The following is a 15772-nucleotide window of genomic DNA, read 5'->3' as shown; positions in this document are numbered from 1 at the left end:
GTCTCGACCTTGCGCGTCGCTTGACCTTGTCAGCGGATCAGAAGGACATCACACGCTCGACAAACCAAAAGGTTGCTACTGCGCCGATCCCATAGCTGACGGTGGTTGCGATCATATCGCCAGGACTGCGCCAATGCGCGGCGACACGCGGCAGAGCAAAGCGCAGGGCCATCGCGGTCACTAGGACAACGCCAACAAAGGCAAGCTGACCGGCCTCGACCCCCAGATTGAAGGCCAGCAGGGCAGTGGCGATGTCCTGTTCCGGTAAGCCGATTTCACGCAGGGCACCGGCAAAGCCCAGCCCATGCAACAGCCCAAAAGCGAACGCGATCAGCCATGGGTAGCGTTCCGACAGACGCAGTTCCCCGGCATTGGACTTGAGCGCCTCAACCGCCAGAAACACGATGGATAGCGCTATTATCGCCTCGACTGGCGGGCCGGGCACCGAGAGATGTCCCAACGCTGCAAGCGCTAGCGTGATGGAATGCGCAAGGGTAAAGGCCGTGACCGCCCCGACCAGACGCCAGAAATCTCGGATCAGCACCAACAGGGCAAAGACGAACAGAAGGTGATCCCACCCTTCGAGGATATGTTCAAAACCCAATGCCAGATAGCTGCCGAAAATGCTCCAATTTCCTGCCTGCGCCGGGATCAGGTAGTCGGGCTGGTCTGGTGTCAATCGAATGGTATCCGTCGCTCCGTCTTGCATCTGAACACGCACCAGAACGTCGGTACGCTGGCTGGAGAGGCCGTCGATAAACAGCTTGCCGTCGGTCAGTCCCTCGGGACAGTCCGCGACCCAGACCGAAATCCACGCGGACCCGTCGAACAAAGGCTCGGGCCCGGTTTGTGGCGTGCAAGCGTCGGGCAGCTGCAGCGTGATGGCCATGGGCTGGCCCGTGACGTCTGGCTTGCGCCAGAACACTTGCCAGGTTTGCGGGGTCAGTTGCCGGATATCCGCAAAGCCGGGCTCTAACGCGTGGCCAAAGGCCTGAAAGGCAGGCAGCAGAACCAGCAAAAAGGCCAGTAGCAGGCGTTTCGTCACGGGTTCAGCCTCCGGGCGATGTCATCCGGTGAGGGGGTGATCAGATCGTATTTCTGCTTCAACGCCTCAAATTGGGCCTCGGACAGGTCGGACTTCAGACTCCGGCGCCAATCGAACAGAACATCTTCGCGAATCTCGTCAAAGGCGGGAAGCTGGGCCGGTTCACGCGCGTCGATCCGCACAAGGTGATAGCCAAAACCCGATGGGATCGGGCCGACCCACTGGCCCAAAGGTAACTCGCTCAGTTCAGTATGAAATCCGCGCCCCATTGTGGCATCAACCGTCTGCGGCGGACTGAGCGGCACGGTAGCGGGCAGCAGGCTTGGCCCGGCAAACTGTGTCGGGTCCGTGCCCGCGTTCAAGGCGTCCAGGATCTGTCTTGTTCGGGCGGTGTCGGGCGTTGATCCCAGCGCGAGTTGCTGAAAGGCTACCCGCTCAGGGCGCAGGAAACGCGCACTGTTGTCGGCCAGATGGGCCTCTAGGGTGGCATCGTCCGGTTCCGAGGCCTGAGCCAGCGACAGGGTCAGAAACTCCATCTTTTGGGCCAGCCGATTGCGGATAATGCTGTCGCCCCAATCAAGGCCAAGCGCGCGGGCCTCGCGAACCAGAACTTCTTGGCGCAAAAAGGCGTCTTGAACCTCGGCCAGCTCTTCGGGTGTGGGCGGGCGTTGCCATGTGGTCTGAAACTGATCGATCAGACGGTTGATGTCCTGCATATCAACAACAATCTGATCCGCACTTTCGGGCTCAGCAGATGACGGGTTGAGATAGCTGAACCAGCCAAAGATCGCGACACCCAGCAGGAAGAAATGAAACAAGGGTTCTTTGAGAATGGACATGCGGAACCACGTATTGAAGGGCAGCGGGGGCGGATGCTAAAGACCTGCCCACTAGGGTTAACTTGTTGTGTCACAGATTGGCGGGATATGGGCGCGGTTTTGCACCGACACTGCACCATCTGAGCTCTTTATTATTCGCATGTTAGAATGAATTTACCACCCTGATGCTATGCCCCATCTCGGCGGGGGGCGAGATGGGGCGCATGGACTTGTTTAATCCGAGTTTAAACATGACCTCTGCGGAACGAGCAGGCCACCATCTTCTGCCCTGTAAGATGGGGGTCAGTTGCGTGTTAGCTAGTGGAACAGCGTATCCCCGGCGTCCGTTGAAATGGTCGTGCCTTTTTCCCCTTTCACAGCGGCGGGAACGTCGGCCAGAGCGCATATGACGGCCCGGCCACCGGTCGTACGCACGAAATCCTGCGCGGCCTGTACTTTCGGGCCCATTGATCCGGCTGGAAAATCATATGCATCCAAAGCGTCTGGCGTAATAGAACGGATACCTTTCTGGTCTGCCGATCCCCAGTTCAGGAACACGGCCTCGGCATCGGTTGCGACGACAAAGAAATCTGCGTCGAGGTTCTGGGCCAGCAGACAGGACGCGAAATCCTTGTCGATGACCGCTTCGACACCGATCAGTTTCCGATCGGCTTCCTTGTCGTACATCGTCGGAATGCCACCGCCGCCGGCTGCAATTACCGTAGCGCCCTTTTCCAGTATCCAGCGGATCGGCTCGACCTGAAAGATGCGTTTGGGCTTGGGAGAGGGCACAACCCGCCGCCAATAGTCGCCGTCTGGTTTCACCGTCCAGCCTTTGTCTGCGGCCTCTTTTTTGGCGTCAGCCTCGGAATAGACCTGACCGATGAACTTGGTCGGATTGTCGAAGGCCGGATCATTGGGGTCGACTTCAATCATCGTCAGCAGGGTGGCGATGTGGTGTTCGAAGGGCAGGATATTTCCCAGCTCCTGCTCAATCATATAGCCGATCATGCCCATCGTTTCGCCGACCAGAACGTCCAGCGGATATTCTTCGACATCGGTGTACATGATCTCTTGCAGGGCCAACATTCCGACCTGCGGGCCATTGCCATGGGTGATGACGGTTTCATGCGCTTCGCACAGCGGGGCGAGGGCTTTGGCGGCAATCTTGGCGTTCTTACGCTGATTGTCCGCCGTCATTGCCTCACCCCGTTTGAGAAGCGCGTTGCCGCCGAGGGCTACAACAACGCGTCCCATGGTTCAGGACCCCAGCGTGGCGACAAGGATCGCCTTGATGGTATGCATCCGGTTTTCGGCTTGCTCGAAGGCGATGTTCATATCGCTTTCGAACACCTCCTCGGTCACTTCCATCTCGGTGATGCCGAACTGTTCGTGGATGTCCTGACCGACCTTGGTTTCCAGATTGTGGAAAGCAGGCAGGCAGTGCATGAACTTGACGCCGGGGTTGCCGGTTTTCTTCATCATGTCCATGTTGACCTGATAGGGGCTCAGCAGCTTGATACGCTCGGCCCATACCTCTTTCGGTTCACCCATCGAGACCCAGACGTCGGTGTGGATGAAGTCCGCGCCCTCGACGGCCGAGGTGTCGTCGGTGATCGTCACCCGCGCGCCCGATCTTGCAGCGCGCTCCATTGCCAGTTCCCGCACATCGTCATGGGGCTGGGTTTCCTTGGGTGAGATCATTCGCACATCGCAGCCCATGATCGCGCCCAGCATCAGCAGCGAGTTGCCCATGTTCGAGCGGCAATCGCCAGAATAGGCATAGACGATGTCCTTGCGGGGTTTGTCGGCGTGCTCGATCATGGTCTGCATGTCGGCCAGCATTTGGGTCGGGTGCCAATCATCGGTCAGGCCGTTGTAGACCGGAACACCGGCATAGTCGGACAGGGTTTCAACCATGTCCTGACCGGCGCCGCGAAACTCGATCCCGTCGAACATGCGGCCCAACACGCGGGCCGTGTCCTTCATGGATTCCTTGTGACCGATTTGCGAGCCCGACGGATCGAGATAAGTGATGTTCGCACCTTGATCGTATGCTGCCACTTCAAAGGCGCAGCGGGTACGGGTCGAGGTTTTCTCGAAGATTAGACAGATGTTCTTGCCCTTCAGCGATTGCTGTTCCGCTCGGGCGTATTTAGCGCGTTTCAGGTCGCGGGCCAGATCCAGCAGATACAGCATTTCACGCTGGCTGAAATCGGCGATCTTCAGATAGCTGCGGCCTTTAAGATTGAATGCCATTTTTGTTTCTCCCTAACAAAAAGTCCTTGGGCGCAGGGGGCTGCGCTCATTGTAAAATCAATAGGCGGGGTCACGGTCGATCGGGCAGGTCATACAGTGCCCGCCACCACGGCCACGGCCCAGCTCTTGCCCCGAAATCTCGATCACTTCGATCCCAGCGGCCCGCATCTTGCCGTTGGTAAAGGTGTTGCGCGCATAGCCCACCACCACCCCGGGTGAGAGGGCGACGACGTTGTTGCCATCGTCCCATTGCTCACGTTCGGCTTGGAACTCGTTGCCACCGGTCGAGATGACATCCAACGAGTTCAGACCCAAGGCTTCTTGGTAGACATCGAACAGATGCCCTTTTTCCACACGGATATCCAAATCCCCGCGGTCGCCGGGGCGGATCGAGATGCAGGTGATCTGATCGGCGACCTCTTTGAATGCGGTTACCTTGTCGTGGTCGAGGCAGGTAAAGACCGTATCCAGATGCATTGCCGCGCGGCTTTTGGGCATTGCACAGGCCACTACGCGCTCGGCCCCGCCTTTGCGGAACAAGGCTTCGGCCAATTGAGCCACGGCCTGCCGCGTGGTGCGCTCGCCCATGCCGATAAAGACCGTGCCATTGCCAACCGGCTGCACATCGCCGCCTTCGACTGAGGCCATTCCAAAATCCCCGTCATTGTCGCCCCACCAGAACTCGAACTCGGCGTCCTTGAACATTTTGTGGTACCGATAGACGGTTCGCATGATTAGGGTTTCTGGCTTGCGTGCGGGCCAGTACATCGGGTTCGTTGTGACGCCATTGAAAATCCAGCAGGATGGGTCGCGCTGGAACTGGGCGTTCGGAATGGCGGGCAGGATGAAGTCGCCAAGCGTCACCAGATCGCCGAACTGCTCGTCGATCATGCCCTTGGGCAGGTCCGCAAAGATGATCCCGCCCAGCATATGGCGCGCCAGAAGTTTGGCGTCCATTTCATCCAGCCACGCGCGCATTTCGACCGAAAAGCCAAGCCCGACCATGTTTGGCGTGATCAGGCGGTCCAGCAGGAAGGCGCGCGCTGCCGGGTCCGTGGCAATCGCATCCGCAAGCAAGTCCTGAATGTCATACACCTCGACTCCGCGTTCGCGCATCAACGAACAGAACTCGGCGTGATCCTTGCGGGCCTGTTCAACCCAGATGACGTCGTCGAACAAAAGCTCTTCGCAATTGCGCGGCGTCAGACGATCATGCGCCAACGACGGGCGCGAAACGATCACCTTGTTCAGCTTTCCGATCTCGGAATGAACGCCGAATTTCATGGCTAATCTCCTTTCGAGGCATCATTTTTCTGAATGTCTTCTGCTTCCCTGGCCTGGTTCCATCGGACCCAGACATGGATGGGCACACCCGCCAGTAACAGGACCGTGCCGATCAATACGGTTTCGGCGCCAGATCCGATGAAGGCCCAGACGGAATAGATGAATCCCAGCGCACCAAGGATGATCACTTTGACTAGTTCGGGGCCTCGCAGCAGTTCTCCGCCCTTCAGGCGGATCATGATCTCGGCAACAGAACAGATGGCATAGGGAAGAAGGCTTGCCACCACTGCCAGCAGGATGACGAAATTGAACGCAGCGACCAGACCCTGGGCATAGTTCAGAATGATCAGCACCGAGGCCAGCACGTTTGACAGGATCAGCGCGTTCGCCGGTGTTCCAAACTTTGACTTCTGCGCAAACGTGGCGGGGAAGACCCGATCCAGCGCCGCGCCGTACGGGACTTGGCCGCTGAGCAATGTGAACCCGTTGAGGGTGCCGAACGTAGAGATCACCGCGCCGCATGCAATGAGAACGGCTCCGAACGGGCCGAACATGACCTCAGCTACCGCAGCCAGAGGGGCGGCCGATTCCGCAAGGAGATGGGGAGGCAGAACCCCCATCGAAACTGCGGTGACCGAGATATAGACCGCCGCGGCGATGATCACGCCGATGACGGTCGCCCGCGGGATGGTTTTTTCGGGCTCGATCACATCGCCAGAGGGCACCGTAGCGGATTCCAGACCCAGATAAGCCCAAAGCGTCAGCGCCGCCGCTGCCGAGATGGCCGAAAAAGCGGTTGTTCCGCTGTGGTTGATAGGAACGTAGTTTGCGGGTTCGATCCAGAAAACACCCAGAATGCCGATCAGAAGCAAGGGCGCGAGCTTCAGAACAGTGGTCACAATTTGCACTGCTCCGGCGCCTTCAACGCCGCGAATGTTGATCAGAGTGAGAGACCAGATCGCGACCAATGCGGTGGCCAGCCCGTACATCGGCACCTCAACGATGATGGGGAAAATGAACCCAAGATAACCAACCAGCGCGACTGCCACAGCCGCGTTTCCAGTCCAGAGGGCGATCCAATACCCCCAGGCAATAATGAACCCGGCGAAATCCCCGAAGGCTTCCTGCGAATAGGCATAAGGCCCGCCGGGTTTCGAGACGATACGGGACAACCGCCCGAAAATGATCGCCAGCACAAGAGCACCCGCCGAGGTCAAGACCCATCCGCCGATTGCAATCGGGCCAAGCGGGGCCAGCGAGGCCGGCAGCAAAAACACTCCGGACCCGATCATGTTCCCCACGACCAAAGCGATACATGCGGTCAGCCCGAGGGCGCCCGATGTCGTCTTGGCTGAGGATTGATCGGTCATGGCGAAACCTCAGTTCGCGGTGCTGTCCGAAGTCTCGGTCGCAGGTCCGTCTATGCCCGGGTCCACCATTGCGCCGACCGTCAGCGCTGCGCAGATGATTACGGCCAATACAAGCAACAGCGGAAACACGAAGCGCAGCCAGCGGTCATAAGACACGCGCCCAATCGCCAACCCGCCCATCACAACCGCAAAAGTTGGGTTGAACAGGTTCACCCATCCGTTTGCGGACTGATACGCAGTTACGACCAGATCACGCCCGACGCCCGCGAAATCGGCCAGCGGTGCCATGATCGGCATGGACAAAGTAGCCAGTCCAGAGGACGAAGGCACGAGGAACGACATCAAGATCTGAATGCCGAACATCGCATTGATAAAGGCAAACTCGCTTAGCCCGGCGACGAACCCTTCGGCGCTGGCAAGTATCGTATCGGTGATCTTACCCGCATCCATGATCACAACCACCCCACGAGCCACACCGATGATTAGTGCAACGGCCAGCAGATCGCGGGCGCCATCAACGAACGTGTCGACAAATGTCGCCTCATCCATCCGCGACCCTTCGTCCAGCTTGCCGACCCACCAGACGATGATCGCCATGACGAGAAACAGACCCGACATCTCGGCCATCCACCATCCCAGCGCGACAACGCCATAGATCATGATGGCGAATGTAAGGCCAAACAGCATCAGGATGACCGACCGGATGCGGGTCATCTCGGGGAAGGCGTCATCGCCTTGAGACCCTTTAAGGAAATGGGCCCGGTTTGATTCAGCCTGATCCGCAACAACGGACCGTGAAGGATCGGCCTTGACCCGTGAGGCATAGCGCATGACGAATGCGATCCCGGCACCCAGACACAAGGCAAGGATGATGAACCGTAGTACGATTCCGTTGGTGAACGGAATCCCGGCCCCTTGCGAGGCTACGACGGTGGCGAAAGCATTGAAGGTCGATCCCAGTGTGCCGATGCCCGCGCCCAGCATGATCACCGCGACACCGGTCAGTGAATCGTACCCCGCCCGGATAAAAACCGGAATGATCAGCGCGTAGAAGGCCAGCGACTCTTCAGCCATGCCGTAACTTGTTCCGCCAAAGGCAAAGGCGGTCATTAGGATCGGGATCATCAGGATCTCCCGTCCCGCAAGTCGGTGCAGCAACCACCCGATCCCCGCATCGATTGCGCCCGTTTTGGTCACAACCATGAGGAACCCGCCGATAATCAGCACAAAGAACGCAACATCGATTGCCGCGCTGGACGAGCTGCCAAGAAGGCCCGGGTCATACATCCCTGCGATGGGTGCAAGAATGACCGAGGTGATCCCTTGCGGGTTTGCTTCGACCTCGTGATAGGTGCCTGGGACCGGTGCTTCGCTGCCAAGCGCTTCGTTCATTTGACGTTCGTATTCACCGGCAGGAATGACCCATGTCAGGGCGGCCACAACGGCAATCAAGATGAATAGGATTGTAAAGGCGGTGGGGAATTTGAACTTCGACATAATAGACTCTCGCTGTATGGGAGCTATGCGGATTCTTCAAACATTCGAATTTTATGTTCTCAATTTAATACTAAAATGACAGTTTTTCATTCAGGTCAACAGTTTGTAGGGCTGACGTCGGAGAACATTGACGCCAGTACCTGCAACCGCAGGCGATTGCCTGAACGATGACGCATCACGCGCGAAATGCGCTGATTGGCCTCCCAAACTCTTTAGTGAACGAGCGCCCCAGTGCCGACGCGCAGGAAAAACCGCACCGCAAGGCAATTTGCTCGGTACTCAGTCGCGTTTCCTGCGCCAGATATCGCGCGTGCTGTAAGCGATAGAGCTTGTAGTACTTCCCGGTCGTCATCCCTAGTTCTTGTGCGAACGCCCGATTGAGGGTTCTTTCCGACAAGGAAACGCGCTCGGCCAGTTCAAAAGTGGTCAGTGGGTGTTCGACATTCTCCGCAATGATGTTCAGAGCATTTAGCAGTTTCGGCGACCCGCGGTCACGTAAACCCGCCGCGCCACGCTGTTGATCCTTCTGGCGGGCCGGATCGAAGAGGAACATGCTCGACGCATCGAAAGCCGCTGCCGGGCCAAAGGTGTCCTGAATGAGCTCCAGAACCATCTCCAACGCGGTGCTGGCCCCTCCGCACGTCATGAAGGACCCCGACCGCACAAATCGCGCATTGGAAACATCTACGTTTGGAAAGGCCTCGTCGAACGCATCCAGTTCTTGCCAGTGGATGGTCGCGCTAAGACCGTCCAAAACCCCGGCTTCGGCCAGCAGCCACGACGCGGTGTCTAGCGCCAGCACCCGCCGCGCGTTGCGGGACGCAGTCCGGATCATTGAAACAAGTTCTTTGGTGACCTGTTCGCGCACGCTGTAGCCGGCCACGATGACAAACGTTCCTCTGGTCCGCTCGGGGTCAAACCGTCTGTCCGGCGACAGCTTCAGCTTGCTTGAACTGGTTACGGTGAGGCCGTTAAGCGTGGTGACCTCCCAATCCAGACTGGCGAACACCGCGCGCATTTTGACGTCGCGCAGAGGTTCCAGCGCGCTGGCCAGAACCATGTTCGAAAACCCGTCCAACAGCAGGAATTCGAATTTTTCATGCGGGTTTGACGACAAAAGTATTCCTCCTGACGAAAATTGTATCGTTTCGGTTGGAAAGTTGAAAGTAGCTTCGCCGCAATTCGTCACCAGACGACTCAAACTTTCTGCCGACCCGGAGGCTCGTTTCACCATGCTGGATGCTGACCTTCTCTGGACACCCAGTGCCGAACACATCTCGCAGACCCGACTTGCCGCGTTCCGTGATCTTGCAAGTCAGCGGGCGGGGCTGCCGTTTGACGCGCACGCGGATTTGCACCGGTGGTCGGTGGACCAGCCCGAAGCATTCTGGCGTCTGGCGTGGGAGTTCTGCGATGTAGTTGGTGATGCAGGAGACAGGGCGCTGGTCCCCGATGCCGATCCTCTGAATGTCCGCTTCTTTCCAGAGGCACGCCTGAACATTGTCGCGACTTTCCTGAAAAACCCCGACGACCGCGATGCCATCATTTTTTACGGCGAAGACGGCCGCCGTCTGCGGTGGAGCCGCGCTGAGCTGAAGCGGGAAGTCGAGCGTTTGGCCGCCGCCCTGCAAGACGCGGGCATCGTCGCGGGCGACCACGTCGTTGGATATGTCCCGAATATGCCGCAAACCGTGGCGGCTATGCTGGCGACTGCGTCGCTGGGGGCCGTGTGGTCATCTTGCGCGCCGGAAAGCGGACCGGACGTGGTCGTGGATCGTTTCGGCCAGATCGCGCCGAAACTGATGTTCGCGGCGGATGGCTATTTCTACAACGGCAAAGTCTTTGACACGCGCGAGGCCATCGCCACCGTTGCAGCCCGCGTGCCGACTATCGAACGGGTTATTGTCTGGCCCTACGCGCAGGACGGTGCAGACCTGCCCGACAGCATGATTGCCTATGACAGCTTTAAACCAGCCAAAGCGCCAACGCTGGACTGCCGCCCGATGGCGTTTCGCGATCCGCTTTACGTCATGTTCTCATCCGGCACGACCGGTAAACCGAAATGCATCGAGCATTCGGGAGGCGGCACACTGCTGCGTATGCTGGTTGAGCAACAGCTGCATTGCGATCTGCGTGCGGGCGACCGGATGTTCTATTACACCACCTGCAACTGGATGATGTGGAACTGGCAGGTTGCCGCGCTGGCCTCCGAGGCCGCGATCATCTTGTTTGACGGAAACCCGGCCTATCCGGGCATCACCCGCCTGTTTGATCTGGTCGAAGCAGAGAAGGTCACGCATTTCGGAATCTCGGCGAAGTTTATTGATGCCGCGCTCAAACGCGGTGTACGGCCGGTCGACAGTCACTCTCTGCTTTACCTCCGTGTAGTGCTGTCGACCGGTTCGCCTTTGTCTCCGGATGGGTTTGACCATGTGTATCGAGACTGGAAGGCGGACGTGCAGTTGGCCTCGATCTGCGGCGGCACGGACATTCTGGGGTGCTTCATCGGTGGCTGCCCGGCACTGCCGGTGCACAAGGGTGAAATTCAGACCCCGATGCTGGGGCTGGATGTGGCGACGCTGGACACTGACGGGAATCCGGTGGCGGGCGTTGCAGGAGAGCTGGTCTGCCGCAATGCGCACCCATCAATGCCGACCCGTTTCTTGAACGATCCGGGGCAAGCGCGATACCGTTCCAGCTATTTCGAGACCTACCCGAATATTTGGCGGCAGGGCGACTTTACGATTCAGACGGATCACGGCGGCTATGTCGTTCTTGGTCGTTCTGATGCAACGCTGAACCCCGGAGGCATCCGGATCGGCACCGCCGAGATTTACCGGCAGCTGGACAAGATCGAGCAGGTCGAGGACTCGGTCGTTGTTGGTCAGAACATCAACAACGATGTGCGTGTCGTTCTGTTCGTGACCACACCCGAAAATGTGACGCTGGATTGCGAGTTGGTCTCGCGGATCAAATCCGAGATTCGCACCAACGCCTCGCCCCGGCATGTTCCGGCAAAGATCATCAAAGTCGTGGATATCCCGCGTACGAAATCGGGCAAAACCGCCGAACTTGCCGTTCGGGATGCCGTCAACAATCAACCCATCCGTGACCTGACCGGCCTGATCAATCCCGGCGCGCTGGCACAGTTCTCGGACCACCCAGACCTTAAATGCTGATCGAAGGATACCAATCATGCCTCTCGCAATGAATCGTGACGTTTTCATCACCTGCGCCGTGACCGGTTCGGGCGGTACGCAGGACAAATCCCCCCATGTACCGCGCTCGCCCGAGCAGATCGCCAACTCGGCCATCGATGCGGCCAAGGCGGGTGCCGCCGTTGTGCACTGCCATGTGCGCGACCCTGAAACCGGTGCGCCATCGCGTGATCTGGGCCTGTATCGTGAGTTGACCGACCGTGTCCGCGACGCAGAGGTCGACGTGGTTCTGAACCTGACTGCCGGCATGGGCGGTGACATCGTGTTTGGCTCGACCGAAAGCCCGTTCCCGGTCAACGAAGCGGCCACCGACATGATCGGCGCGACCGAGCGGATGGCGCATATCGCCGAATGTCTGCCAGAGATCTGCACCCTCGACTGCGGCACCATGAACTTTGCCGAGGCCGACTATGTGATGACCAACACCCCCGGCATGTTGCGGGCGATGGGTCAGATGATGACCGATCTGGGCGTGAAGCCGGAAATCGAAGCCTTTGACACCGGCCACCTTTGGTTCGCCAAGCAACTGGTGAAAGAGGGCATCCTGGAGTCCAACGCTCTGGTTCAGCTGTGTATGGGTGTTCCGTGGGGTGCCCCGAACGACATCAACACCTTCATGGCGATGGTCAACAACGTGCCGTCCGACTGGACTTGGTCGGCTTTCTCGCTGGGCCGCGATCAGATGCCCTATGCCGCGCAGTCGGTTCTGGCGGGCGGCAACGTCCGCGTCGGTCTGGAAGACAACCTGTTCCTGGACAAGGGCGTTCTTGCCACCAACGCGCAACTGGTCGAGCGTGCCGTGAGCGTGATCGAAAACATGGGCGCCAGGATCATCGGCCCCGATGCTGTACGTGAAAAGCTGGGTCTGACCAAACGCGCACCCGTTGCAAAAGGCGTCGCAGCATGAGCGCCCAGCAAAAAGCAACCATCGTCGGTGGCGGTGTGATCGGCGGGGGCTGGGTTGCCCGGTTCCTGCTGAACGGCTGGAATGTATCGGTTTTTGACCCGGACCCCGAAGCAGAGCGCAAGATCGGCGAAGTGCTGGCCAACGCCCGCCGCGCCCTGCCTGCGCTCTATGACAAGGCGATGCCTGCCGAAGGTACACTGACCTTTCATGATGATATGGGCGAGGCGCTGGCCGGTGCTGCATGGGTTCAGGAAAGCGTGCCCGAACGTCTGGACCTCAAGCACAAGATCCACGCACAGATCGACGAACTGTCACCTGCGGACGCGGTGATTGGGTCCTCGACATCGGGGTTCAAGCCCTCTGAACTGAACGAACACGGTGGACGCGTCGTCGTTGCGCACCCGTTCAACCCGGTCTACCTGTTGCCGCTGGCGGAACTGGTGGGCGACGTGGACACCTGCGCCAAGGCATCGAACATTCTGCGATCTGTCGGGATGTACCCGCTGACCGTCCGTAAAGAAATCGACGCCCATATCGGCGACCGTCTGCTGGAAGCCGTCTGGCGCGAAGGCCTTTGGCTGATCAAGGACGGCATCTGCACCACCGAAGAGCTGGACGAAGTCATCCGCATGGGCTTTGGTCTGCGTTGGGCGCAGATGGGTCTGTTCGAGACCTACCGGATCGCTGGTGGCGAAGCCGGTATGAAACACTTCATGGCGCAGTTCGGGCCGGCTCTGCAGTGGCCCTGGACCAAACTGATGGACGTACCCGAATTCACCGACGAATTGGTCGATCTGATCGCCGGTCAATCAGATGCGCAATCTGGCCATATGTCGATCCGAGAATTGGAGCGTCTGCGCGACGACAACCTGATCGGCATGATGCGCGCGCTGAAGAAGACAAATAGTGGCGCAGGCGGTGTACTAAATACGCACGAAGCCACCATGCCCGAGCCGGTGATTGATGATTTGCCCATCACCGTGGACCGCACCATCCCGCAAAGCTGGACGGATTACAACGGTCACATGAACGAGGCCCACTACCTTGAAGCTTCGGCGCAGGCGACTGACCGGTTCATGGAGATGATCGGTGCGGATGCGGACTATGTCGCGGCAGGCAGCAGCTATTTCACCGTCGAAAACCATATGCAGTTCCTGGACGAACTGCACGCAGGCGACCGACTAAAGATCACCACGCATGTGCTGCAGGGTGACGGCAAGAAAATGCAGCTGTTCCACTGCCTCTATGGCGAGAACGGCCAACTGGCCGCCACGGTCGAAACCTTGCTGATCCACATGGATCTGAACGCGCGCAAAACGTCTCTGCCGTCCGCGGCCGTGGCTGCAAATCTCGCAACCTACGCACAGGATCACGCAAAACTGCCTGCGCCTCAGGGCGTTGGCCGTCACGTGGGACTGCGGGGCTAAGAAACGCATGTGCCGCCTCTTCCTCTCCCCGATTTAGGGACGGCATTCACTGGCGGATCGGGTCAACAGAACCCGATCCGTTTTTTAGGAGAACCTATTCACCACGGCATAGCTTGGTCAGAAAGGGAGGGCTCAATGGACGAGCAACATCAAAACTCACATCTTGTGGCGAAGGAGGGTTTCTTTACCGGCCTTCACCCAGGAATGGGCATTGCGGCGAAAGGTATGATCGCAGCCTTTGTCATTTTCACGGTCATGAACGTGGAATTTGCTGGCGGTCTATACAAATCCATTCGCAGCTGGATCGAAAACGGCCTGAGCTTTTACTACATCACGCTGTTCGCCATCGCGTTCTTCTTTTGCCTCTGGCTGATGTTCTCGAAGTTCGGCTCACTGCGTCTGGGTGATGATGACTCGCGCCCAGAGTTTGGGAATTTCAGCTGGGTCGCCATGCTGTTCTCGGCCGGTATCGGTATCGGCATCCTGTTTTTTGGGGTAGCGGAACCGATCTTCTATTTCGACAACTCTCAGGTCTGGGGCTATCCGAACAACCCCCATGCCGATCTGGCGGGCCACACGGAAATGAACATGCAGCGCGCCATTGACGCTATGCGAGTTACATATTTCCACTGGGGTCTGCATGGTTGGGCGCTGTACGTTCTGGTTGGTTTGAGCCTGGCCTATTTCGGGTTTCGCAAGAAACTGCCGCTGACCATGCGCTCGGCTCTGTACCCGCTTATCGGTGAACGCATCTATGGCCCCTGGGGTCACGCGGTGGACCTGCTGGCGGTGTTTGGTTCGGTCTTCGGGATCGCCACCTCGCTTGGCCTTGGGTCAAGTCAGATGGTGACGGGCCTCAACGTGCTGTTTGGCATCGAAGGATCAACGGCGCTGCAGATCGGTTTGATCGTTCTGGTCAGCATCATTGCCATCGTTTCAACCGTTTCGGGCGTCGGTAAAGGCATCCGGATAATCTCGGAATGGAATATCTGGCTGTCGATCCTGCTGTTGGCGCTGTTCGTTATCATAGGGCCGTTCCAATGGCTGATGGGCTTTTTTGTGACGTCCATGGGTGACTACCTGTGGAACTTCGTTCCAATGGGCTTCTGGGCGGCGTCCTCTGACGAACATATCGCCTGGCAAGGCGGCTGGACCATCTTCTACTGGGGCTGGTGGATTGCATGGGCACCGATGGTCGGCATGTTCATCGCGCGCATCTCGCGCGGGCGCACCATCCGCGAATTCATGGTAGGCGTGCTGTTCGTACCGACAGTCATGGTGTTCTTCTGGTTGTGCATGTTTGGCGGCAATGCCATTTGGCAAGAGCTGCACATGGGCGCGGGCCCGGCCTCGGAAAACGGGGCAGGTGTGATTGCAACCGTGCGGAACTGGGATCTACCCGCCGCGCTGTACGGCACCATCGGCAACCTAGGTGCCACCTCGTGGATGGGCGACATGGAATGGATGGCGTGGCCGATGTCGGCACTGGCAACCATCCTGCTGTTCTCGTGGTTCGTCACATCGGCGGACTCGGGCACACTGGTCATCACCACGATGCTTTCCATGGGTGACGACAACCCGCCGAAAAAGTTCCGCATCATCTGGGGTGTCGGGATCGGGGCCACTGCGATCGCATTGATGCTGGCGGGCGGTCTGGCCGCATTGCAAACAGCCTCGATCGCCGCGGCCTTCCCGATCTCGTTCGTGTTGATCGCGATGGTATGGGGGCTGATGAAGTCGCTGAATGAGGATCCCTCGGCAGCTCCGATTCAGACGCAGAGTGTTGCGCCTGATGGCACAAGGCTGAAACAGGATCTGCACGCGTAACTGCTTGCGGTATAGAAAGCTCCACTGGGCGGTTGCGCCCAGTGGTCAAGGCAAAGGCCTTATCCATCCGGCCACGATGTCGAACGGTGCGCATTTGATGCGCAAACACTCTGGAAATGG

Annotated in this window: 12 protein-coding genes; 4 read left to right on the top strand and 8 right to left on the bottom strand. The window is 58.6% G+C overall.

The annotated features are described in order from the left end of the window. Positions 1-37 precede the first annotated feature (37 nt). The 8 genes from ACXAGD_RS21695 to ACXAGD_RS21660 all read right to left on the bottom strand — a co-directional run bounded on the left by ACXAGD_RS21695 (position 38) and on the right by ACXAGD_RS21660 (position 9390). The gene (locus tag ACXAGD_RS21695) at positions 38-1045 is read right to left on the bottom strand and encodes a HupE/UreJ family protein (RefSeq protein WP_475213967.1); all 1008 of its coding nucleotides are present in this window, start codon (positions 1043-1045) and stop codon (positions 38-40) included. Further along, the gene (locus tag ACXAGD_RS21690; RefSeq protein ID WP_475213965.1) at positions 1042-1884 is read right to left on the bottom strand and encodes a peptidyl-prolyl cis-trans isomerase; all 843 of its coding nucleotides are present in this window, start codon (positions 1882-1884) and stop codon (positions 1042-1044) included. Before ACXAGD_RS21690 ends, ACXAGD_RS21695 begins: the two co-directional genes overlap by 4 nt. Before the next feature lie 297 nt (positions 1885-2181). Continuing rightward, positions 2182-3120: a carbamate kinase gene (arcC, locus tag ACXAGD_RS21685; RefSeq protein WP_475213963.1), complete on the bottom strand. Its 939-nt coding sequence runs from the start codon at positions 3118-3120 to the stop codon at positions 2182-2184. A gap of 3 nt (positions 3121-3123) precedes the next feature. Beyond that, a complete protein-coding gene (argF, locus tag ACXAGD_RS21680) occupies positions 3124-4122 on the bottom strand; it encodes an ornithine carbamoyltransferase (protein WP_475213961.1) in 999 nt (332 codons plus the stop codon). 57 nt (positions 4123-4179) lie between these two features. After that, entirely contained in the window at positions 4180-5406 is a 1227-nt protein-coding gene (locus ACXAGD_RS21675) for an arginine deiminase (RefSeq protein WP_475213959.1), read from the bottom strand. A gap of 2 nt (positions 5407-5408) precedes the next feature. Then, entirely contained in the window at positions 5409-6776 is a 1368-nt protein-coding gene (locus ACXAGD_RS21670; protein ID WP_475213957.1) for an amino acid permease, read from the bottom strand. 9 nt (positions 6777-6785) lie between these two features. Further along, complete coding sequence (locus ACXAGD_RS21665) at positions 6786-8273, bottom strand: YfcC family protein (RefSeq protein WP_475213955.1); 1488 nt, start codon at positions 8271-8273, stop codon at positions 6786-6788. Between the two features lie 175 nt (positions 8274-8448). After that, on the bottom strand, positions 8449-9390 hold the full coding sequence (locus ACXAGD_RS21660; protein ID WP_475213953.1) for a GlxA family transcriptional regulator: 942 nt from the start codon (positions 9388-9390) through the stop codon (positions 8449-8451). Between the two features lie 115 nt (positions 9391-9505). On the opposite strand from ACXAGD_RS21660, the gene ACXAGD_RS21655 reads away from it, so the two are divergent. From ACXAGD_RS21655 to ACXAGD_RS21640, 4 genes are all read left to right on the top strand, one after another. After that, positions 9506-11452 (top strand): acetoacetate--CoA ligase, encoded by a 1947-nt coding sequence (locus ACXAGD_RS21655; protein WP_475213951.1) that lies wholly within the window; start codon positions 9506-9508, stop codon positions 11450-11452. A gap of 16 nt (positions 11453-11468) precedes the next feature. Next, positions 11469-12398: a 3-dehydrocarnitine:acetyl-CoA trimethylamine transferase BcoG gene (gene bcoG / locus ACXAGD_RS21650; protein ID WP_475213949.1), complete on the top strand. Its 930-nt coding sequence runs from the start codon at positions 11469-11471 to the stop codon at positions 12396-12398. Continuing rightward, positions 12395-13825, top strand: coding sequence for a carnitine 3-dehydrogenase (locus ACXAGD_RS21645; protein WP_475213946.1), 1431 nt, complete (start codon positions 12395-12397; stop codon positions 13823-13825). The genes bcoG and ACXAGD_RS21645 overlap by 4 nt, the downstream gene beginning before the upstream one ends. A gap of 135 nt (positions 13826-13960) precedes the next feature. After that, complete coding sequence (locus ACXAGD_RS21640) at positions 13961-15652, top strand: BCCT family transporter (RefSeq protein ID WP_475213944.1); 1692 nt, start codon at positions 13961-13963, stop codon at positions 15650-15652. Positions 15653-15772: the final 120 nt, after the last annotated feature.

The sequence above is a fragment of the Ruegeria sp. ABF4_144 genome, from assembly GCF_056160045.1.
The sequence above is the reverse complement of the archived record's forward strand: the minus strand, read 5'-3'. Positions and strand labels throughout refer to the sequence as shown.